The 21,386-nt window shown below is 74.3% G+C and carries 19 protein-coding genes; 13 read left to right on the plus strand and 6 right to left on the minus strand.

The annotated features are described in order from the left end of the window. Positions 1 to 204: 204 nt before the first annotated feature. Positions 205 to 1,182, minus strand: a complete 978-nt coding sequence (locus JOE68_RS06195) for a methyltransferase family protein (RefSeq protein WP_204841374.1) — start codon at positions 1,180 to 1,182, stop codon at positions 205 to 207. A gap of 303 nt (positions 1,183 to 1,485) precedes the next feature. Between JOE68_RS06195 and JOE68_RS06200 the strand changes: the two genes are divergently transcribed. Next, positions 1,486 to 2,208: an SDR family NAD(P)-dependent oxidoreductase gene (locus JOE68_RS06200; RefSeq protein ID WP_204841375.1), complete on the plus strand. Its 723-nt coding sequence runs from the start codon at positions 1,486 to 1,488 to the stop codon at positions 2,206 to 2,208. A gap of 102 nt (positions 2,209 to 2,310) precedes the next feature. Here the strand turns inward: JOE68_RS06200 and JOE68_RS06205 are convergent, their stop codons facing one another. Continuing rightward, complete coding sequence (locus JOE68_RS06205) at positions 2,311 to 3,672, minus strand: amidohydrolase (protein ID WP_204841376.1); 1,362 nt, start codon at positions 3,670 to 3,672, stop codon at positions 2,311 to 2,313. Positions 3,673 to 3,774: 102 nt separating this feature from the next. On the opposite strand from JOE68_RS06205, the gene JOE68_RS06210 reads away from it, so the two are divergent. The 5 genes from JOE68_RS06210 to JOE68_RS06230 are packed head-to-tail and all read left to right on the plus strand — an operon-like array spanning position 3,775 to position 9,057. Beyond that, complete coding sequence (locus tag JOE68_RS06210; RefSeq protein ID WP_204841377.1) at positions 3,775 to 4,881, plus strand: zinc-binding dehydrogenase; 1,107 nt, start codon at positions 3,775 to 3,777, stop codon at positions 4,879 to 4,881. A gap of 15 nt (positions 4,882 to 4,896) precedes the next feature. Continuing rightward, the gene (locus JOE68_RS06215; RefSeq protein WP_204841378.1) at positions 4,897 to 5,853 is read left to right on the plus strand and encodes an aldo/keto reductase; all 957 of its coding nucleotides are present in this window, start codon (positions 4,897 to 4,899) and stop codon (positions 5,851 to 5,853) included. Then, positions 5,853 to 6,860 carry an alpha/beta hydrolase gene (locus JOE68_RS06220; protein WP_204841379.1) on the plus strand — a complete coding sequence of 336 codons (1,008 nt, stop codon included), beginning with the start codon at positions 5,853 to 5,855 and terminating at the stop codon, positions 6,858 to 6,860. Before JOE68_RS06215 ends, JOE68_RS06220 begins: the two co-directional genes overlap by 1 nt. Continuing rightward, a complete protein-coding gene (locus JOE68_RS06225) occupies positions 6,857 to 7,840 on the plus strand; it encodes an alpha/beta hydrolase (RefSeq protein WP_204841380.1) in 984 nt (327 codons plus the stop codon). The genes JOE68_RS06220 and JOE68_RS06225 overlap by 4 nt, the downstream gene beginning before the upstream one ends. Then, positions 7,837 to 9,057: a multidrug effflux MFS transporter gene (locus JOE68_RS06230; RefSeq protein WP_204841381.1), complete on the plus strand. Its 1,221-nt coding sequence runs from the start codon at positions 7,837 to 7,839 to the stop codon at positions 9,055 to 9,057. The genes JOE68_RS06225 and JOE68_RS06230 overlap by 4 nt, the downstream gene beginning before the upstream one ends. 75 nt (positions 9,058 to 9,132) lie before the next feature. Here the strand turns inward: JOE68_RS06230 and JOE68_RS06235 are convergent, their stop codons facing one another. Continuing rightward, positions 9,133 to 10,767: an amidohydrolase gene (locus JOE68_RS06235; RefSeq protein ID WP_204841382.1), complete on the minus strand. Its 1,635-nt coding sequence runs from the start codon at positions 10,765 to 10,767 to the stop codon at positions 9,133 to 9,135. Positions 10,768 to 11,152: 385 nt separating this feature from the next. Between JOE68_RS06235 and JOE68_RS06240 the strand changes: the two genes are divergently transcribed. The 7 genes from JOE68_RS06240 (at position 11,153) to JOE68_RS06270 (ending at position 16,805) form a co-directional block, all read left to right on the plus strand. Next, a complete protein-coding gene (locus JOE68_RS06240; RefSeq protein WP_204841383.1) occupies positions 11,153 to 11,605 on the plus strand; it encodes a YbaB/EbfC family nucleoid-associated protein in 453 nt (150 codons plus the stop codon). Next, positions 11,602 to 11,925 carry a type VII secretion target gene (locus JOE68_RS06245; protein WP_307819554.1) on the plus strand — a complete coding sequence of 108 codons (324 nt, stop codon included), beginning with the start codon at positions 11,602 to 11,604 and terminating at the stop codon, positions 11,923 to 11,925. The genes JOE68_RS06240 and JOE68_RS06245 overlap by 4 nt, the downstream gene beginning before the upstream one ends. Then, positions 11,922 to 12,623 carry a WXG100 family type VII secretion target gene (locus tag JOE68_RS06250; protein WP_204841384.1) on the plus strand — a complete coding sequence of 234 codons (702 nt, stop codon included), beginning with the start codon at positions 11,922 to 11,924 and terminating at the stop codon, positions 12,621 to 12,623. The genes JOE68_RS06245 and JOE68_RS06250 overlap by 4 nt, the downstream gene beginning before the upstream one ends. Positions 12,624 to 12,629: 6 nt before the next feature. After that, the gene (locus JOE68_RS06255; RefSeq protein ID WP_204841385.1) at positions 12,630 to 13,466 is read left to right on the plus strand and encodes a hypothetical protein; all 837 of its coding nucleotides are present in this window, start codon (positions 12,630 to 12,632) and stop codon (positions 13,464 to 13,466) included. Between the two features lie 5 nt (positions 13,467 to 13,471). Then, positions 13,472 to 13,828 carry a hypothetical protein gene (locus tag JOE68_RS06260; protein ID WP_204841386.1) on the plus strand — a complete coding sequence of 119 codons (357 nt, stop codon included), beginning with the start codon at positions 13,472 to 13,474 and terminating at the stop codon, positions 13,826 to 13,828. A 335-nt stretch (positions 13,829 to 14,163) separates the two neighbouring features. Continuing rightward, on the plus strand, positions 14,164 to 16,125 hold the full coding sequence (locus tag JOE68_RS06265; RefSeq protein WP_204841387.1) for a bacteriocin-associated integral membrane family protein: 1,962 nt from the start codon (positions 14,164 to 14,166) through the stop codon (positions 16,123 to 16,125). 14 nt (positions 16,126 to 16,139) lie between these two features. Further along, positions 16,140 to 16,805, plus strand: a complete 666-nt coding sequence (locus JOE68_RS06270; protein ID WP_204845955.1) for an ABC transporter ATP-binding protein — start codon at positions 16,140 to 16,142, stop codon at positions 16,803 to 16,805. A gap of 43 nt (positions 16,806 to 16,848) precedes the next feature. Here JOE68_RS06270 and JOE68_RS06275 read toward each other — a convergent pair whose 3' ends face one another. The 3 genes from JOE68_RS06275 to JOE68_RS06285 all read right to left on the minus strand — a co-directional run bounded on the left by JOE68_RS06275 (position 16,849) and on the right by JOE68_RS06285 (position 21,383). Further along, the gene (locus tag JOE68_RS06275) at positions 16,849 to 18,243 is read right to left on the minus strand and encodes an alpha/beta hydrolase (protein ID WP_204841388.1); all 1,395 of its coding nucleotides are present in this window, start codon (positions 18,241 to 18,243) and stop codon (positions 16,849 to 16,851) included. A 189-nt stretch (positions 18,244 to 18,432) separates the two neighbouring features. Further along, on the minus strand, positions 18,433 to 20,826 hold the full coding sequence (locus JOE68_RS06280; RefSeq protein ID WP_204841389.1) for an ATP-binding cassette domain-containing protein: 2,394 nt from the start codon (positions 20,824 to 20,826) through the stop codon (positions 18,433 to 18,435). Between the two features lie 146 nt (positions 20,827 to 20,972). After that, entirely contained in the window at positions 20,973 to 21,383 is a 411-nt protein-coding gene (locus JOE68_RS06285) for a VOC family protein (RefSeq protein WP_204841390.1), read from the minus strand. Positions 21,384 to 21,386 lie beyond the last annotated feature (3 nt).

Raw genomic sequence — 21,386 nt, forward strand, 5'->3', positions numbered from 1 at the left:
TGCCGGCGGGGGTCTCGCGCCGCTGCCGCGGGCTGGTCCTCGCCTGGAGCTGGTAGATCAACGGGTGAGACGTGGCTCACTGGGATGCGGATAGTCTACGGCCGTCGGAAAAAAAATCAACGGTTGACCGAGCAGTATTCGCCCCGGAAGTAAGTGACTACCCACGGTTGGGGGAAAGGCGGGAAATCGTATACGAATCGGCGGTCAGACCGCGTCGGCGACCAGCACGCGCGGGCTGCCCGGCAGCGCGAGCACCTCGCGCGCCCGCCACCCGGCGCCCTCCAGCCACGAGCGGACCTCGGACTCTGGGTAGACCACGGTGCCGTCGATGACGAAGTACTCCCCCGCGTGCAGCGCGTCGATGCGGCGCTGGCGCTCGTCGTCGTCGAGGAAGAAGTCGAGCAGCAGCAGGGTCGCGCCCTCCTTGGCCGCCGCGCGGGCGTTGGCCAGGATCGCCCGGTTCTGCTCGGCGTCGAACCGGTGGATCACGTGGTTGAGCATGACGATGTCGTGCTCGCCGCCGGGCGCGGCGGTCTCGGTGTCGGCGGGCTCCACGCTCGCCCGGTCGGTCAGGCCCGCGGCGGCCAGCGCGTCGTTGAGGCCCTGCGTCGACATGGGCGCGAAGACGAACCGCACCGACAGCTCCGGGTTGGCCCGCAGCGCGCCGATGGCGAACTCCGGCGACAGGCCGCCCATGTCCAGCATCGACCGGTAGGGCGTGAAGTCGAAGCCCCGCGCCAGCATCGCGGCGTGCAGGGAGTTGTACTTCATCACGCCGGCCATGAACGTGGCCCACCGGGCGTCGTCCATCTGCAGGTCGCCGGGCTTGGTGGTGTCCACCGTGGTGTCGAACTGCAGCCAGTGGCCGTAGCTGATCTCGTTGAGGAACGTCAGGAACGGCGCGAGGTCGGTGCCACCGCCGCCGGCGAGGTACTCCGCGGCGTCGGGCGCGAGGGAGTACCGGCCGTCCTGCCGGTCCAGCAGGCCCTGCGCGTTCATCGCGTCGGCCAGGATGCGGACCATCTGCTCGCTCGCGCCGGTGGCCGAGGCCAGCTCGGGCGCCGTGCGCGCGCCGTCGGCGAGGGCCTTGAACAGGCCGATCCGGGACGCGGCGAACAGCTGCTTGGCGCCCATGTAGCCGATGGCGATGTCGACGATGCGGTCCGGTGCGGGTCCGGTCATGACGGCTCCTCCAAGGGGATGCGGGCGACCTGAGGGCACCCGGGACGAGAGGAGTGTTAGTCTACGCACGTCGACTAAAAGCGCCAGCCCCCCGAACGGGGTTTCCGCGACGGAAACCCGATTGATACGAGATTCGGCGTTTCGGCCCCCGCCGTTGGACCGCGCGTCCGCGGTCCACCACGACGCCGCGCCGCCGCCGACCGCACGACCGCGCGGTTCGCCTTGTGGTCCAACGTGTTTATTTTCTACGCTTGTATACCGTAAAGCCCCGACCGGAACCCCGGTCCGCCGAGAGGAACCTCGATGACCTCTGCCCGCACCGTGTTGGTTACCGGAGGAGCCGGCGGCATCGGCCGCGCGATCGCCACCGCCTTCGCCACCCTCGGTGACAACGTTGTCATCGCCGACGTCGGCGGCGTGCCGGAAGCCGCCGCCGCGCTCGGCGTGCGCGGGGTGACCGCGGACATCACCGACGAGGGCTCGATCAGCCGGGCGCTCGACGAGGTCGGCCCGGTGGACGTGCTGGTCAACAACGCCGGCCTGCTGAGCGTCCACGGCCGCCTGCTGGAGCTGCCCGCCGCGGACATGTTCCGCATCCTCCAGACCAACGTCCACGGCACTTTCCTGATGACGCAACAGGTCGCGCGCCGGATGGTCGAGCGCGGGGTGCGCGGCGCGGTGGTCAACCTGTCCTCCATCGGCGGTCGCCAGCCCACCCCGGGCATGGGCGGCTACGAGAGCAGCAAGGCCGCGGTCGACGCGCTGACCCGGTGGGCGGCGGTCGAGCTGGCCGAGCACGGCATCCGCGTGAACGCGGTGGCGCCCGGCCCGGTGCTCACCCCGATGCTGGCCGCCGGGATGCCCGAGGGCTCCCCCGCGCGCGAGGCGTGGGTGAGCCGGATCCCGCTGCGGCAGATGGCCGCGGTGGAGGACGTGGCCGCGGCGGTGGTGTTCCTGGCCGGCGACGGCGCGGCCCACATCACCGGCACCAGCCTCCCGGTCGACGGCGGCCAGCTGCTGACCTGACGGGCACGGCCGGTGACCCGACCGGCACGGCGGGTCCCCGACGGCGAAGGGGCCGGACCTCTCCAGGTCCGGCCCCTTCGCCCACCGCGGGTCACGACCCCGTCACGCGACGGCCTGCACCCCGCGCTCGAAGACCACCCGACCGTCCAGGACGGTCAGGTCGACGTCCACGTCGGGCAGCTCGGCGGCGGTCAGCGCCAGCGGGTCGGCGGCCAGCACGCACAGGTCGGCCACCATGCCCTCGGCGAGGGTGCCCTTCCAGTCGGCGGCCCCGTCCTGGCGGGCGGGGTGCACGGTGTAGCAGCGCAGCAGCTCCGCCAGGCGCTGCCGCGGGTCCGCGGCCGGGCCCATCCACCGGTCGGCCGCGGCGATCTCGCGGCGCCAGTCGGGGGCGAGCACGGGCGCGTCGGAGGTCAGGCACAGCGGCACCCCGGCCGCCAGGGCCTCCCGGAACGGCCACGCGCTCCGCGCCCGCCCCTCGCCCAGGGCCGCGTCCACCACGCCGACCGTGCGCACGGCGATCCCGGCCTGCGCGGACAGGCCGACGCCGAGCCGGGCCATCCGCCGCAGCTGGTCCGGGCTGACCAGGTCGCCGTGGATGACGTAGTGGCCGAGGTCGACGTCGCGCTCGGCGCGGGCGCGCTCCACCGCGTCGAGCATCAGGTCGATCGCCCGGTCGCCGGTGGCGTGCAGGCCCACCTGGAGCCCGGCGTGGTGGGCGGCCAGGATCATGCCGGTGAGGTTGTGCTCGCGCTCGGCGTCGTCGTCCCCCGCCACGAGCAGCTCCGCCCGCGTCCCGTCGGCGTAGCAGTGGTGGGTGTAGGCCGAGCGCATCGGCGGGATGCCGTCGGCGAAGATCTTCACCCCGGCGAACCGGAGCCGCCGCGGGTCGGGGTCGGCGCCGTCCACAGTGGCCAGTCCGGCGCGGAAGTCCGCGATGGTGCTGGGGCCGTCCAGCTCGCCGTAGAGCCAGAGCGCGGTGACCCGCGCCCGCAGCAGCCCCTCGGCCGCCAGCTCGCGGTACTGCTGCACGACCGACGTGCCGAACGCGCCCGTGCGGCCGGCGTCCTCGCCCGGGCCCAGCCCCGGTTCGGTGTAGCTGGTGATCCCCAGCCCGGCCAACAGGTCCCCGGCCCGGAGGATGGCCGCCCGGCGCTCGGCGGGCGTGTGCAGCGGGCGCTCCGGCGGGAAGCCCGGCGCGCCGTCGCCGCCGAACAGGGTGTGGGGCCACAGCGCGCCCAGCCAGGTCGCGTGCAGGTGGGCGTCGTTGATGCCGGGCAGGACGGCGCGCCCGGCCAGCTCGACGACCTCGGTGCCCGGCCCGACCAGGCCGAGGACGTCCTCGTCGGTCCCGACGCGCAGCACTCGCCCGCTCCGGATGGCCAGCGCGGTCGCGGGGCCGGTGTCGGCCATGGTGTGGACCGGTCCGCCGCGCAGGACCAGGTCTGCGACTGGAGTCGACACTGGCGCTCCCTGTTGTGTCCGGGGTCTCGACATTTTTGTCGACGGCCGTAGACTAACCCACCGGGCGGCCAGTTCGCGCCTCCCGCCAACGGAAGGAGTCCGATGACCGTTCCGACCTCCACCCGTGCGGCGGTGCTGACCGAGCACGGCAAACCGCTGCACCTGACCGAGCTCCCGCTGCCCGCCGAGGTCGAGCCCGGCGCGGCGCTGGTGCGGGTGTCCTGCGCGACGCTCTGCGGCACGGACGTGGAAATCTGGTCCGGCAAGATGAGCTTCCCCGGGATGCTGCCGATGGTCCTGGGCCACGAGATGGTCGGCGAGGTCGTCGCCGTCGGTCCGGGCACCAGGGACGCGCTCGGCCGGGACGTCCCGGTCGGCGCGCGGATCGGCTGGTCCGAGTCGACCTGCGGCGAGTGCTACGGCTGCACCGTCCTGCGCGAGCCCGTCGCGTGCTCCCGGCGCGGCTACGGGTTCCTGCAGCGCTCCGACGTCCACCCGTACGCGACCGCCGGCCTGTGCGAGTACGCCTACGTCGTGCCGGGCGCGGCGAAGCTGCTGCTGCCCGACGAGCTGCCGGGCACCTGGGCGGCCATGGCGGGCTGCGCGGCCAAGACCGTGCTGCGCGCCTTCTCCTACGTGGGCGGGCTGACCGGGCAGCGGGTCGTGGTCCAGGGCTCGGGCGCGCTCGGCCTGTTCGCCACCGCCGTCGCCCACATCTCCGGCGCGGCCAAGGTGATCACCGTCGGCGCGCCGGCGTCCCGGCTGGCCCTGGCCGGCCGGTTCGGCGCCGACGCCGCCGTCGACATCGCGGAGGGCTCGGACGGCATCGTCGAGCGGGTCCGCGAGCTGACCGGCGGGCACGGCGCCGACCTGGTGATGGACTTCGCCGGCGCGCCCACCGTCGGCCGGGAGGCCGTCGCGATGGCCGCCCAGCGCGGCCGGGTGGTCATCGTCGGCAGCACCGGCCCCGAGCCCGCACCGCTGCCGCTGGGCACGGTGATGGGCAAGGAGCTGTCCGTGTTCGGCTCCCTCAACGGCGACATCTCCGACTACCACCGGGCGATCGAGTTCTTCGCCGCCTTCGGTGACCGGATGCCGTGGAACGACCTGTTCGGCACGCCCGTCGGGCTGTCGGCCGCGTCCGACCGGATCGAGGCCATGCACCGGCTCGACGAGGTCAAGGCCGTCGTCGACCCCCGGCTCCCCTGACCACTAGGAGGCACCGTGTCCCCCCTTCCCCGCCGCCGCGTCGGCACGTCCGACCTGGACGTCTCGCTGCTCTCGCTCGGCTCGTGGCACACCTACGACCGCATGGACTTCGCCGACACCGTCACGATGATCCGCGCGGCCGTGGACGCCGGGATCAACCTGTTCGACGTCGGCGTCTACGGGATGCCGGGCAAGCCGCCGGTGTTCACCGACGTCATCTGGGGCGCGGCCATGCGCGCCTCGGGCATCCCCCGGGACGAGTACCTGGTCTCGGCCAAGCTGTGGATCGAGGGCTTCGGCGAGCAGGGCTTCCGCCCGCAGCTGGAGAACGCGTTCCTGCGCGCCGGCTACGATGTCGCCGACCTGGTGATCCTGGGCGACCTGCGGCGCGACGACGTCGCGCTGGAGGACCTGGTCGACGACCTGACCGGGCTGGCCCGCGCCGGGCTGATCCGGGCGTGGGGCGTGAACAACTGGTCCGCGGGCAACGTCCGCCGCCTGCGGGAGATCGCCGCCGAGCGCGGCGTCGACGGGCCGCAGATCGCGCAGCTGAAGTACAGCATCAGCCGGCGGTCCATCCCGGACGGCGAGCCGTTCGGCAAGCTGTTCGCCGAGGGCTTCACCATGCAGGCGTCCGACGTCCTCGAAGGCGGCATCCTGGCCGGCAACACCAACCCCTCCCGCGAGATCGGCCGCGACCCGGGCGGCATCCGGGAGGCGATCACGCGCAGCGCCACCGGCGTCGTCGCGACCGCGCAGGGGCTGGGCACGACCGCGGCGCGCCTCGCCGTCGCCTTCACCCTGACCCACCCGGCCAACGTGACCACCCTGTTCGGCGCGAGCCGGATGTCCCAGCTGGAGGACAACCTCGCCGCCGTCGACCTGGTGCGCCAGGTCGGCGCCGAGGAGCTGCGCGCGCTGGTCGAGCCGTTCTGGGTCGACCGCGGCGTGGTCGACCCGGAGGGGCCGTGATGTCCCGACCCACGAGCGAGGAGCCCGCCGTGTCCCATCCCCCCGTCCCGTTCGACCCGGAGATCGAGCCCGCGCTGGCGCAGATCGTCCAGCCGGACGCGCCGCCGTTCACGCCCGAGACGATCCCCGCCATGCGGCAGTCCATGGCGGCGATGTTCCCGCCCGCCGCCGAGGTGGTCGGGGACGCCCCCGTGGACGTGGTCGAGCGGACCGTCCCCGGTCCCGAGGGCGCGCCCGACCTGGAGATCACGATCCTGTCCCCGCGCGACCTCGCGGGGCCGGTGCCCGGCCTGTACAACATCCACGGCGGCGGCATGATGGTCGGCCACCGCAACATGGACGTCTCCCGGCTGGTGGCCCTGGTGCTGGAGCTGGGCGTCGTCGCGGTCAACGTCGAGTACCGGCTCGCCCCCGAGCACCCGCACCCGGCGCCGGTGGAGGACTGCTACGCCGGTCTGAAGTGGATGGTCGAGCACGCCGACGAGCTGGGTGTCGACCCGGACCGCGTCGTGGTGATGGGCGGCAGCGCCGGCGGCGGCCTGTCCGCCGGCGTGGCGCTGCTGGCCCGCGACCGGGGCGGCCCCGCGCTGGCCGGGCAGCTGCTGCTGTGCCCGATGATCGACGACACCAACACCACGATCGCCAGCCGGCAGTACAGCGGCCTGGGCACCTGGACCCGCGAGGCGAACCTGGCGGGCTGGCGGTCGCTGCTGGGCGACGCCGTCGGCACCGACGAGGTCTCGCCCTACGCGGCGCCCACCCGGGCCACCGACCTGTCCGGGCTGCCGCCCGCGTTCATCGAGGTGGGCAGCGCCGAGCCGTTCCGCGACGAGGACACCGAGTACGCGCTGCGGATCTGGGCCACCGGCGGGCAGGCCGAGCTGCACGTGTGGAGCGGCGCCTTCCACGGGTTCGACATGTACGTGCCCGAGTGGCACGTCAGCCGGATCGCGATCGAGACCCGGAACTCGTGGCTGCGCCGCGTCCTCGGGCTGGTCGGGAGGTGAGCGCCGGGCAGCACCGACCCGTCCCGTACGACCCCGAGCTGGAACCGGGGCTGGCGGCGTTCCTCGACCTGGTAGAGCGCATCCCGCTGCGGGCGGACACGATCCTGGCCAACCGCGCCCACTTCGCGACCATCATCCCGCCGGTCGAGCAGATCGTCGGCGACCGCCCCGTCACGGTCGAGGACCGCACGGTGCCCGGCCCGCCCGGCGCGCCGGACGTCGTGGTGACGGTCGTCCGCCCGCGCGAGGGCGTCTCCGCCGCGCCGGCGTTCTACAGCATCCACGGCGGCGGGATGGTCCTGGGCAACCGGTACTTCGGCATCGACGGGCTGATCGACGACGTGCTGCGCTTCGGCGCGGTCGGCGTGACGGTCGAGTACCGGCTGGCCCCGGAGCACCCCGCGCCCGCCGCGGTCGAGGACTGCTACGCCGGCCTGGTGTGGCTGGCCGAGCACGCCGACGAGCTCGGCGTCGACCGCGACCGGGTCGTCGTGACCGGGGCCAGCGCCGGCGGCGGGCTCTCCGCCGGGGTGGCGCTGCTGGCCCGCGACCGGGGCGGCCCGGCGATCGCCGGGCAGGGGCTGATCTGCCCGATGCTCGACGACCGCAACGTCTCGGTGTCGACGCGGCAGTACGACGGCCTCGGCGCGTGGGACCGCAACAACAACGACACCGCGTGGAACGCCATCCTCGGCCCGCTGCGCGGCACCGACGAGGTCTCGCCGTACGCGGCGCCGGCCCGGATGGCGGACCTGTCCGGCCTGCCGCCCGCGTTCATCGACGTCGGGGCCGCGGAGATCTTCCGGGACGAGGCGACCGAGTACGCGCTGCGGATCTGGGCCACCGGCGGGCAGGCCGAGCTGCACGTGTGGGCGGGCGGCTACCACGGCTTCACCGGGTTCTCCCCCGGCGCCGAGGTCTCCCGGGCCGCCGCGGCGGCCCGGCTGTCCTGGCTGCGGCGGATCCTGCGGTCCCCGTGAGCCTGCGCCGCGTCGCCGTCGTCCTGGGCCTGCTGGAGACCTTCGGGCCGATCTCGATGGACCTCTACATGCCCGCCCTGCCCCAGCTCGCCGCCGACCTCGACACCAGCGAGAGCCTGGCGCAGGCGACGATGTCGGCGTGCATGCTGGGGCTGGCGCTCGGCCAGCTGGTCCTGGGTCCGCTCAGCGACCGGTTCGGCCGGCGCCGGCCGCTGCTGGCCGGCGTGGGGCTGTTCGCGCTGCTGTCGCTGCTGTGCGCGGTGACGCCCTCCGTCGAGCTGCTGCTGGCCGCCCGGTTCTTCCAGGGGCTGTGCGGGTCCGCCGGGATCGTGATCGCGCTGGCCGTCGCGCGGGACCTGACCGACGGCGTGGAACTGGTGCGGCTGCTGGCGATGCTGACCACGGTCGGGGCGATCGCGCCGATCGTGGCGCCGGTCGTCGGCGGGCAGCTGGCGCCGGTGATGGGGTGGCGCGGCATCTTCGCCGTGCTCGCCGGGATCGGCGTCGCGCTGTTCCTGCTGGCGTTGACGTCGCTGCCGGAGAGCCTGCCACCGCAGGACCGGCACGCCCGGGGCGCCGGGTTCCACTTCGGCGCGGTGCTGCAGGACCGGCTGTTCGTCTGCTTCCTGCTCGTCAGCGCGTGCGGCGGCGTCGCGTTCTTCACCTACCTCGCGTCGATCAGCTTCGTGCTGCAGGACAGCTTCTCGCTGTCACCGCAGGTGTTCAGCCTCTGCTTCGCCGCCAACGCGGTGATGTCCGTGGTGGGCGCGCTGATCAACCGGGCCTTGGTGCGGCGCGCGGGGCCGGCGCGGATGTACGCCATCGGCACGACCACGACGGCGGTGGCCTCCGTGGCGATGCTCGTCGCGGTGCTGTGCGGCGCCGGGCTCATCGGGTTGCTGATCCCGCTGGGGTTGCTGATGCTCGTGGCCGGCGGCTCGCAGGCCAACGGGTCGGCGCTCGCGCTGGGCGACCACCGGCAGCGGGCGGGGACGGCGGCGGCGCTGCTCGGGATGGCGTCGTTCGCGATCGGCCCGGTGGTGGCCCCGCTGGTGTCGTTGAGCGGCACCAGCCCGGTGACGATGAGCCTGACGATGGCGGTGGCGTACGGGCTCGCGGTGGCGCTGGTGTGGTTGGCCGTGCTGCCCCGCCTGCGCCGCCGCGCGGTGGTGGTGGACGAGGTCGAGGTCGAGCCCGTGCCGCCCGACCGGCGGTGACCGCCCGGTTCGCCGGCAGGGCCGGGGAGCCCGCTCGCCTCGTCGCAGGCGAGCGGGCTCCCCGCCGTTCCGGCCTCAGTCGCGCTGGAAGACCCGGCGCCCGGCGAACCACGTCTCGGTCACCGCGGTGGCGTGCAGCTCCGTCACCGGGCTCTCGAAGGGGTTGCGGTCGAGCACGACGAAGTCGGCGGACTTGCCCGGCGCCAGCGAGCCGGTGACGTCGTCCACGCCCATCGCGCGCGCGCCCGAGAGGGTGAACGCCTCGACGGCCTCGGCGAGGGAGATGGCCTGCTCGGCCCACAGCGCGCCGGGGTGCGCGCCCGTCGGGTCCTGCCGGGTCACCAGGCCCTGGATGCCCTCCCAGGCGTTGGGCGACTCGCTGACCGGCCAGTCCGACCCGCCCGCGACCAGGGCGCCGCTGTCGAGCAGCGAGCGGTTGGGCTGCATCCGGGACGCGCGCTCGGCGGGCAGCACGTTCGCGATGGCCGTCGGGATGACGCCGGGCACCCACAGGAACGGCGAGATGTCCGCGACGACGCCCAGCGCGCCGAACCGCGCGAGGTCGTCGGGGTGCACGAACTGCCCGTGCGCCACCTGGAACAGGGTGTCAGTGTGGCCCTCGGCGCGCAGCTTCTCCACCGCGTCCAGCGTGGCGCGCACCGAGGCGTCGCCGGTGCAGTGGACCTTGGCGGACAGCCCCGCCGAGGCGGCGGCGCGCAGCCAGCCCTCCAGCTCGTCGGGCGGCATGGTCGGCGCGCCGTGGAAGCAGGCGCCGTGCGCCTCGTCGGGCAGGTAGGGCTCCAGGAACGCCGCCGTGCGGGTCGGCGGGACGCCATCGAGGAAGATCTTCACGAAGTCCGGCCGGTGGTGCTCGCCGCGGTAGCGCTCGGCCAGCTCCATCAGCGCCGACCCGATCGGGTCGAAGCCGAAGATCGGGTCGTTGACGAGCAGCGACGTGACCACCCAGGCGTCCAGCCGGCCGGCGTCGTCCAGGGACTTGAGCGCGTTGAGGATGTCGACCGACACCCCGGCGTCCTGGAAGGCGGTGACGCCGTAGGAGTGCAGGACCTCGATCGCGCGCTGCGACGCGCGCGCGTGCTGCTCCTCGGTCAGCGTGCCGGTTTTCCGCAGGGCGCGCTCGACCTGCACGCCCGCGGCCTCCAGCAGCACCCCGGTCGGCGCGCCGGTGGCCGGGTCGCGGACGATCACCCCGCCCGCCGGGTCCGGGGTCGCCGCGGTGACGCCGGCCAGCTCCAGCGCCCGGCTGCTGACCCACCGGTTGTGCCTGCTGTCGTCGGTGAGCATGACCGGCCGACCGCCCGCCGCGGTGTCCAGCGCGTGCCGGGCGGACTCCCGCGACAGCGCGTCCACCAGCGTCGACGCCCAGGCCCCGCCGACCACCCACTCGTCCGGGCCGAGGTCGCGGCACCGGTCCCGGACCGCGTCCAGGATCGCCTCGAAGCCGTGGTCGCCGCCGAAGGTCAGCTCGAACAGCTCGGCCCGCCCGGCCAGGGCGTGGTGGTTGTGCACGTCGACCAGGCCGGGCATGACGAACGCGCCGCCCAGGTCGCGGACTTCGGTGCCCGGCCCGTGCTCCACCGCGTCGGGGGCGACCACCCGGCCGCCCGCGACGGCCAGCTCGGTGGCCCACGGGCGCGCGCTGTCGACCGTGTAGACGGTGGCGTTGGTGAGGATCAGATCGGCTGCCAAGGTGCGGTCACTTTCCGGTCAGGCCGCGGGGCCGGGCGCGGCGGCACCGGGCAGCCGTCCTGGCACGCCGGAGGCGGGCTGGCGGAGTTCGGGCCGGTCCGCCCAGCGGGCCGGCACGCGGCACCCGGACTGGACATGCGGCGCTCCTCACTCCCCGACGCAGGCAGTCTCGGCGCGCACGGGCGCCGGGCGGAACCGCCGCGCGGCGGCCTGTGCGGCGCCGGACAAGAAGGATGCGCTGACGGCCAACTGCCCGCCACCGGGGGCGCCGGCCGCCCGTCGGCCCGGAACCCCGACCGGCCGTCCTGTTCTGCTCCCCCCGGCGAGCCCCACCGACTACACTCCGGCAGCACGGTGCGACACTTGGCGACGACAGGTGGTGCGAATGGACGACATCCTCGATCCGGACGGCGCCCGCGAGCGCCTGGCCGCCTGGAAGGGCCGGATCGACCGGCTGGCCGCCGACACCAAGGCGATGAGCGAGCGGTTGCAGGAGGTCCGGGTCACCGCCGCCGACCCGAACGGGCTGGCCGAGGTCACCGTCGACTCGACCGGCGCGCTGGTCGACCTGCGGCTGACCGACCGGATCGCGCGGGTCGCGCCGACCGTCGTCGCCCAGGCGGTCATGGCGACGCTCGGCGACGCGAGGACCCGGTTGGCCGACCGTTCCCAGGAGATCATCGCGGACACCGTGGGCACCGAATCCCCTGCGGCCCGGGCGATCGCGGAGAACGTCGACCGGCACCTGCGAGGCGGGTCCGCCCCGCGGCGCCCGGTCCACCACGACGATGACGACGACGAGGGCTACGAGGGCCGCTCGTACCTCCGGGGGCGGTGAACGTGACCTCCGGGTACCACGTCGACGTCGAACAGTTGCGCCGCCACGCGGGCAACATCGAGGCGCTCAAGGCGCGTTTCGAGGCCGTGAAGTCGGCCAGCGCGCACATCGCGCAGGACGACCAAGCCTACGGGCTGCTGTGCGGGTGGATCTCCGGGATCCTCGAAGCCCGGCACACCCGGCAGGACGAGCTGATCGCCTACGTGGAGGAGAACCTGGCGCTGGCCGCGGAATCGCTGCGCGCCACGGCCGACGACTACCGGGCCGTCGAGGACGCCAACGCGAGCCTGGTCCGCTCCGCCGGGCGGGGTGCGCGATGACGGACGGTTCGCTGGTCGCCCCGGTGCGGTCGTCCCGGGAGGCGTGGACCGGTTCGGGGCTCGCGGACAGCGTCGAAGGTCTCGTCGACGCGATCAGGACCGAGGGCTGGGTGGACGACGCGCTGGCCGGCGCGGCGCTCGGGGTCGAGGTCGCTGCCACGGTGATGGACCCGATCAGCGCCCTGCTGGCCAACGGCCTGGGTTGGGCGATGGAGTACTTCGAGCCGCTGCGCGAGGTGCTCGACGAGCTGACCGGCAAACCCGACGTGGTCAAGTCGCACGCAGCGACGTGGAACAACATGTCCACCGAGCTGCACGCGATGGCGGAGGACCTGCGCTCGCACCTGGCCGATGACCTCCCCGGCTGGCAGGGCGAAGCCGCGGGGGCCTACCAGCGCCTGATGGCCAACAACGTGGAGGCCATCGGCGGCCTGGCAGCGGTGTCGGCGGCGCTGGCGGTGGCCACCGAGGGCGCGGGCGGCCTGGTGGAGCTGACCCGGGAGATCGTCCGGGACCTGATCGCCGACCTGGTGGCGCGGGTGATCGTGTGGGCGGTCGAGGCGATCTTCGTGGTGACCATCCCGGTGATCGCCTCGCAGATCGCCGCGGCGGTGGTGAAGTGGGCCGGCCGCATCCTGGTCTACACCACCGCCCTGATCACCAGCCTCCAGAACCTCTCCAAGCTCCTCGACGGGTAGGCGGCCGTGAAGACCCTGCTCGCGCTGCTCGCGCTCGTCGCCCGGCTCGCCCTGCACCAGCGCAAGGGAACCACCGGTGGAGCCGGTCCCGGCAACCCTGGCGGGGGCAACCAGCCCTCGCAGCAGTCCCCCTCGATCAGCCCCGGCGCGGGCTGCACCAGCGCCCAGACCGCCATCGCCACCAAGGCGAAGCACGGCCGGGCGAACACCGGCTCCGGGCAGCAGCCCACGACGCCCAGCGACGCCGACCTCCAACGGGACCTCAGCCCGACGCCGCGCCCCGGCGAGACCCCGGAACAGGCCGCCGACCGCGTCGAGGCCGCCCAGTCGGAAATCGCGCTGCGCAAGGCCACCGAGATCTACAACGCGCTGGGCGACGACCCGCCCCGGCTGAACCTGGACCAGAACGACGCCGACCACTCCAGCAGCGGCGCGCACACCGTTGAGCGCCACGGCGCCGATGTCGCGCTCAACCGGGGCGACGCCCCGGCCGGGGGCCGGACCATCGAAGGCCGCATCTACGGCGACCCGCCCTGGGGCAACCCCCAGAACTGGTCGTACCGCTGGAGCGACGACTCGACGATGAACCGCACGGTCAACGACCACATCCAGGCCAACTGGGAGACCATCCGCAGCGACCTCGCGCTCAACGGCGAGTACTCGGTGACCTTCGACGCCGGGCACCGCACCGGGGAGGGTTTCTACAACGACGGCATGTACGGGGCGGGCCCGCGATCCGCGCACTACGCGCAGACCAGCTACGCCACCCTGCGCATGCGGCTGATTCCCGGCGACCCGCCGTCGTTCTTCGTCGTCACCGCGTTCCCGTCCGGGCTACCCTGATCGCCATGGAGGTCCCCGACAAGCTGCGCGCCCGCGCGAACCGCCCGCTCCCGCCGGCGCTCGACCAGGTCCGCTCGTTCCTGCGCGGCTACCTGGCCGACGCCGACGGGCTCGACGACGTGCGGGCGGAGTTGGCCAGGACGGCGCAGGTGAACCGGGAGACCGTGCGCCGCAACGCGGTCGCCATCGACTCCCTGCTCGCCGACCCGCCGCCGCCGGGCGTGCTGGCGGCGCTGGTGGCCGTGGACGGCAACTGGGTGCTGGACGACGAGACCTCCGACACCGCCGCGGCCGCCTGGCTCGCCGGCCTCGCCGACCTCGTCCGCGAAGTCCTCGAACCGGGTGGCGCGACCGGTCGGTGACCCGCGACCGCGGCCCTGGATCACCGCATCAGGCACCGCGCCCGGCCACGAGCACCGGACCGCCTGCTCCGCCACCGCCGGCAGCGACGGGTCCGCCCGTTCGGCCCGGCGTCGGCGGCGCACCGGGGGCCGGGCAGGCCCGCGGGGCTCTCCTGCCCTCGGCGGCCCCGGCCCGGCCGGGGGCGAGGGGACGGTCGTGCGCGCCGCCACCGGGCCGTCCGATAGAACTGTTCCCACACGGCGCCGGCCACGACGGCCGTCCTCGGGGCGCTCGCGAGCGCCCCGGAGGGGAGCCCGGCGGTGGGCGCGGTGGCGGGCAGCCTGGGGAGGGGCCGTTGCACAAGCGTGTCGTGGTGGTGGTCGCGGTGGCGTTGTACGCGCTGCTGGCGCTGGTCGCGGCGATAGTCACCGACCTGCACGACCGGGAGCACCCGCAGGCCCTCGGCGCCCACAGCAGGCTGGGGCTCGACTTCGCCGGCTCCCGGTTCTCCGACCCCGAGGCGTTCGCGGAGCTGGCGGCGCTGGACGCGAGGTGGGGCCTCGGCCTGGTCAAGGTCGCGCCCGACCCCACGGGCGACGGGCAGGTCTTCGCGGCCCTGGGCGAGGGGCGGCAGCCGGGCGGGTTCCGCTGGTTCGACGGTCGGACGGCCGAGGTCGTCGGCGTGCAGCGGCTGGCCAACTCGCACGCCACCGGCTCCTACCTGGTGACCGGCGACGGCGCCCGGCTCGACGAGTTCGCGGAGGCGCTGCGCGCGGCGGGGGTGGTGGTCGACCGCCGGGACGCCGCGATCACCGACGCCCTCGACTTCGTCGTCGCGGAGGCCGGTTTCTCCGCCGCGGTCGTCGCCGTGTTCGCGCTGGTCGTGGCGCTGGCGCTGTTCTGGTTGTCGGTGAAGGCGCGCGGCCGGGCGCTGCGGGTGCTGGGCGGCTGCCCGGTCGCGCGCATCCACGTGCAGGACCTGGGCGGTTTCCTGGTCCTGCTGCTGGTCCCGGCGGTCGCCGTCGCCCTGGTCGCGACGGCCTGGGTGGGGGTGACCCGCGGCTGGGTCCACGCCAGGCCCTTCCTCGCGGCGCTGGGCGGCCTGGAGGCCGCGGTCGTCGGCGCGGCCCTGCTCGCGGCGCTGGCCATGTCCGCGACCGCGTGGCCCGGCGCCCGCGTGCTGGCCACCCGGCAGCCCGCGGTGCGCAGCCTGCGCCCGGCGGCCGTCGTGGTCCAGGCGCTCACGTTCCTCCTGGTGGTGACCGCGGCCGGACCCGCGTGGGCGGCCTACCGGCAGTCCTCCGCCACCGCCGCCGAGATGGCGCAGTGGCGGCAGCTCTCCGACCAGGTCGGCATCTCGTTCGCGGTGCGGGGCCGGGGGATGGAGGAGGTCGAGCCGCGGATCGGCCGACTGGTGCGGGAAGCCGAGTCGCAGGGCGTCCTCGCGTTCTCCTACGCGTTCGCCGGGAAGTCGCTGCCGCCGGGCTTCGGCAGCCACTCCGCGGTCGCCCTGGTGAACCAGCGCTGGCTGGACCTGGTGACCAGGGGCGTGTCGCAGCCCGCGCTGGCCCCCGTCCCGCACGAGCAGGTGCGGGAGGGCCTGCGGGGGCTCGGGGAAACGCTCGCGCTGTGGTCGAGGAGCGGCGCGCCCGGCCCGGAGGTCCTGGAGGGGTTGCGGTTCTTCGAGCCGGCCGGCGGTCTGCGGCTGCCGGTGGCCGGGGGTGGCGGGGGCGGCAGCCTCAGCTTCCTCGATGACGTCCTCGTCGCCGTGGTGCCCTCCGTGCACGACGCGGTCGACGACAGCAACCTGACGTCGATGACCTCCACCCGCAACATCGTGTTCACGGGCGTGGCGACCGCCCAGCAACTGCTGGAGAGCCAGGGTCTCTCCCCGCAGGCGTTGCGGGACAACGGCTTCACCGGCACGCTGCAGGTGGTCTACATCGCGGAGGAGGGGATCCTGCGGGCGCAGTACACCGCGTACGTGGTGTGGCTGCGCAACCTCGCGCTGGTGGCGCTGGCCGTCGCGTTCGCCGTCGCCGCTGCGATCAGCGCGCTGATCACCGCCCTGCTGCGCGCCAGGCGAGACTTCCCGCTGCGGGTGGCCGGCCGGTCCTGGCCGTCGATCCTGCGCGGTCGCGTCGTTCGGGAGCTGTTGGCCGGCGTCGTCCTGATGGCGGTCGTGCTGCTGTTCGCCGAGCCCGGCGCGACGGGCCCGGTCCTCGTGGCCGCGGCCTTCGGGCTGCTGGTCGCCCCGTTGAGCCACCTGCTGGCCGCGCGCTGGTGCTTCGCCGGCGTCGGCCGGCGTCGGATGTGATCGGAGACTTGGGGATGCTGGTCGAGGCCGAGGGTGTCTCGGTGGTGATCGGTGGTCGTCGCGTGCTCGACGGGGAGTCCGTCCGCTGCGCGCCGGGGACCATGACGGCGCTGGTGGGCCCGAGCGGTTCGGGGAAGACCACCCTGCTGCACTGCCTGGGGTTGCTGCTGCCGGTCGACGGGGGGCGGGTCACGATCGGCGGGAAGGACGTCACCGGGTACCGCGCCGCGGCGCGGCGGCGGTTCTGGCGCGACCACGCGGCGTTCGTGCTGCAGGACTACGGGATCATGGACGAGGAGTCGGTCGCCTTCAACGTCACGATGCGGGCCGGTGTCCTGGGCCGGCGCGCCGGCGGCGACCGGGAACGCCTGGCGGGGGTGCTGGAGCGCACCGGCCTGGCCGGGCGGCAGGACGAGCCGGCCGGGCGCCTCAGCGGCGGTGAGAAGCAGCGGCTGGCCCTGGCCCGCGCCGTCTACAAACGAGCCGACGTGGTCTTCGTCGACGAGCCGACCGCCTCGCTGGACGCCGCCAACCGCCGCAGGGTCATCGACCTGTTCGCGGAGTTCGCCGCCGACGGCCGCACGGTCGTGGTCTCGACGCACGACGCCGAGATGATCGACGCGTGCGGCGCCCGGCACGAGATCGGCTCCGGCGGCGCGGACCCGGCCCGCCGGGGCTGAGCGCCCCGGTGCGGCCGGCGCGCCGCACCGGGGCGGAGCCGCCTCAGGCCGCGTCGACCAGGTGGGCCACCTCGCGGTCGAGCGTGGCCGGGTCGTTGAAGTACGCGGTGTGGCCGACGCCCGACCAGACCAGGTGCCGCGCGCCGCGGATCTGGCGGGTCAGGCCGTCGCCCCACTCCCGGGGCGTGGCCGGGTCGTGCTCGCCGCTGACCACCAGGACGTTCGCCGCGCCGCGGACGTGCAGCGGCGACCAGGGGTTGGCCGGGCGGATCGGCCACCCCGCGCACCCCGCCTGCACGTCCCAGCCCTCCACGAACCCGCGGGTCACCGGGGCCGACCGCTCGATCGCCCGCCGGCGCGCCGACAGGTCGTGGAACGACCGCACGTCGCTGGGGAAGTCGTGGCAGGCGATCACGCGGTAGGCGGCGTCGGTGGACGGCGACCGGCCGAAGACCCCGGCGTCCGGGTCCGGCGCCATCGCGTCCCGCAGCGCCTCGGCCAGCGGGCCCCAGGTGCCCTTCAGGTAGAGCAGGGAGTAGACGCCGAAACCGATCTGCTCGGCCGTCACACCGCCCGGGATCCCCTCGGCCGGGACGTTCTCCCGGTCCGCCCTGGCCAGCAGCGCCCGGTACTCGGCCCGGACGTCCCGGCCGTGCAGCGCGCAGGTCCGCGTCGCGTCGCACCACCGCGCGAACGCGGCGAAGACCTGCTCGGTGCTGCGCGCCTCGTCCTCGGCCATCCGCCTGGTGCCGACGGTGTGGTCCACCGCGCCGTCCAGCACGGCCGCCCGCACCCTGGAGGGGAACAGCTGGGCGTAGGTGGCGCCGAGCAGGGTGCCGTAGGACAGCCCCAGCCAGCTCACCCGGTCCTCGCCCAGCGCGCCGCGCACCGCGTCGAAGTCCTTGGCGGCGCTGACGGTGTCGACGTGGTCGATCAGCGGGCCGGTCGCCCCGCGGCACGCCTCGGCGACCCGGCGGTTGTAGGACACCAGGGCCTGGAACCGCTGCGCCGTCGCGGGGAACCTGGTCACCCGCGGGTCGACCGGCGGCGTGGGGCAGGTGATCGCCGGCCGGCTGTCGCCGACGCCCCTGGGGTCCACGCCCACGATGTCGAAGCGCTCCCGCAACCGCTGCGGGAACGCCTCGGCCGCGTGGTCGCGGACCATGGGCACGGCCGGCCCGCCGGGCCCGCCGGGGTTCACGAACAGCACGCCGACCCGGCGCGCCGGGTCGGCCGCCGACAGCCTGGACACGGCCAGGCTGATGCGCTCGCCACCCGGTTCGGACCAGTCCAGCGGCACCTCCACGGTGGCGCACTCGGCGCCCCGCTCGCCGCACGCCCGCCAGTCCGGCGGCTGCGCCCGTGCTCGTGCGGCGGCGGGAACCGCCACCGTGACGGCCAATCCCACCGCGGTGGCCACGGCCAGTGCTCGTCTCATGTCATCCCCTCGGGTCCGGTCGCGCCCGATCATGGCCGCGGCCGGCGTCACCGGGCGTCGGCCGGCGGGATGACACCGGCCTCATCCCGCCGGCCCAGGCGGGATGAGGCCGCGGAGCGCACCGGCCGGGAGGCGTCGCGGCGACCGCTCGACCGCCACCGCACGACGCGGCCCGGCCGGGAGGTCGCCTCAGCCGCCGACGTACGCCGCGAGGTGCTCACCGGTGAGGGTGGAGCGCGCGGCCACGAGGTCCGCGGGGGCGCCCTCGAACACGACCCGGCCGCCGTCGTGGCCGGCGCCCGGACCGAGGTCGACGACCCAGTCCGCGTGCGCCACGACCGCCTGGTGGTGCTCGACGACGATGACCGACTTGCCCTGCTCGACCAGCCGGTCGAGCAGGGCGAGCAGCTGCTCCACGTCGGCCGGGTGCAGGCCGGTGGTCGGCTCGTCCAGGACGTACACGCCGCCCTTGTCCCCCATGTGGGTGGCCAGCTTCAGCCGCTGCCGCTCGCCGCCGGACAGCGTGGTCAGCGGCTGCCCGAGGCCGAGGTAGCCGAGCCCGACGTCGGCGAGCCGGCGCAGGACGGCGTGCGCGGCCGGGGTGCGCGCCTCGCCGGAGCCGAAGAACCCCTCGGCCTCGGTCACCGACATCGCGAGCACCTCGCTGATGTCGCGGCCGTCGAAGCGGTACTCCAGCACCGACGCGTCGAACCGCCTGCCCTCGCACTCCTCGCAGGTCGTGGCGACGCCCGCCATCATCCCCAGGTCGGTGTGGACGACGCCCGCGCCGCCGCAGCCGGGGCAGGCGCCCTCGGAGTTGGCGCTGAACAGCGCCGGCTTCACGCCGTTGGCCTTGGCGAACGCCTTGCGGATCGGGTCGAGCAGCCCGGTGTAGGTCGCCGGGTTGCTGCGCCGCGAACCGCGGATGGGCGACTGGTCGACCGACACCACGCCCGCCGAGGCCGGGAGGCTGCCGTGGACCAGCGAGCTCTTGCCGGAGCCGGCGACCCCGGTCACGACGCACAGGACACCCAGCGGGATGTCCACGTCCACGTCCCGGAGGTTGTGGCGGTTCGCGCCGCGGACCGCCAGCACGCCGGTGGGCGTGCGCACCGACTCCTTGAGGGCGGCCCGGTCGTCGAGGTGGCGGCCGGTGGCGGTGCCGGCGGCCCGCAGGCCCTCCAGCGCGCCCTCGTAGCAGATGGTCCCGCCGGCCGTGCCGGCTCCCGGGCCGAGGTCGACCACGTGGTCGGCGATCGCGATCACCTCCGGCTCGTGCTCCACGACGAGCACCGTGTTCCCCTTGTCCCGCAACCGCAGCAGCAGGCGGTTCATCCGCTGGACGTCGTGCGGGTGCATCCCGGTGGTCGGCTCGTCGAAGACGTAGGTGACGTCGGTGAGCGAGGAGCCGAGGTGGCGGATCATCTTGACCCGCTGCGCCTCCCCGCCCGACAGCGTGCCCGACGGCCGGTCGAGCGAGAGGTAGCCCAGCCCGATCTCCACGAACGAGTCGAGGGTGTGCCGCAGCGCGGCGAGCAGCGGCGCGACCGACGGCTCGGCCAGGCCGCCGACCCAGTCGGCCAGGTCGCTGACCTGCATCGCGCAGGCGTCGGCGATGGAGAGGCCGGCGACCTTCGAGGAGCGGGCGGTCGCGCTCAGGCGGGTGCCGGCGCACTCGGGGCAGGTGGTGAAGGTGACGGCCCGCTCCACGAACGCCCGGATGTGCGGTTGCAGCGTGTCGGGGTCCTTGGACAGGAACGACTTGCGGATCTTGGGGATCAGCCCCTCGTAGGTGAGGTTGACGCCGTCGACCTTGACCTTGACCGCCTCCTTGTGGAGGAAGTCGTCCATCTCCCTCTTGGTGTACTCGCGGATCGGCTTGTCCGGGTCGACGAAGCCCGACTCGGCGTAGACCCGCACCGTCCAGAAGCTGTCGGACTTCCAGCCGGGGATGGTGAAAGCGCCCTGGGACAACGACTTGGAGTCGTCGTAGAGCTGGGTGAGGTCGATGTCGGACACCGTGCCCCGGCCCTCGCAGCGCGGGCACATGCCGCCGACAACGGTGAAGCTGCGCCGCTCCTTCAAGGTCTTCCCGCCGCGCTCCAGCGTGACCGCGCCCGCGCCGCTGATCGACGCGACGTTGAAGGAGAACGCCTGGGGCGAGCCGATGCGCGGCTCGCCGAGCCGGCTGAACAGGATGCGCAGCAGGGCGTTGGCGTCGGTGGCGGTGCCGACCGTGGAGCGGGGGTCCGCGCCGATCCGCTGCTGGTCCACCACGATCGCGGTCGTCAGGCCGTCGAGCACGTCGACCTCGGGCCGCGCCAGGGTCGGCAGGAAGCCCTGCACGAAGGCGCTGTAGGTCTCGTTGATCATCCGCTGCGACTCCGCGGCGATCGTGCCGAACACCAGCGAGCTCTTGCCCGAGCCGGAGACGCCGGTGAACACCGTCAGCCGGCGCTTGGGGATCTCGACGCTGATGTCCTTGAGGTTGTTGACGCGCGCGCCCTGCACGCGGATCCAGTCGTGCCGGTCGGCGACGTGCGGCGCGGGTGGCCGCGCGTCCGCGCTCGGGGCGTTGCTCATCGTGTCTCCCTGCTGTTCTGCCGCGTGGTCGGGTGCCCGGTCGCGGCGGCCCGGGGCGCCGGTCACCCGCGGCCGGCGGTCACAGACGGGCCGGCGACCACGGGCGGGCCGGCGCCGCTACCGCTCCGGGTGGGCGGGACCGGACCTCAGCGCCGCTCCTGGATGCGGATCATGTTGCCCGCGGGGTCGCGGAAGGCGCAGTCGCGGACCCCGTACGGCTGCTCGGTCGGCTCCTGGACGACCTCCGCACCGGCGTCGGCCAGCTTCGCGAAGGTGGCGTCGAGGTCGGCGGTGGCCAGGTTGACGCCGAAGTAGCTGCCCTTGGCCATCAGTTCGAGGATGGTGCGGCGCTCGTCGTCGGTGAGGCCGGGGTTGGCCGTCGGCGGGTGCAGCACGATGGAGGTGTCGGGCTGGTCGGCGGGGCCGACCGTGATCCAGCGCTGCCCCCCGTAGCCGACGTCGCCGCGGACCTCGAAGCCGAGGGTGTCGCGGTAGAAGGCCAGGGCCGCGTCCGGGTCGTCCTGCGGGAGGTAGCTGGCGTGAACGGTGATGTCCATGGC

The organism is Saccharothrix algeriensis (assembly GCF_016907655.1).
In the GTDB taxonomy this organism is placed as follows: domain Bacteria; phylum Actinomycetota; class Actinomycetes; order Mycobacteriales; family Pseudonocardiaceae; genus Actinosynnema; species Actinosynnema algeriense.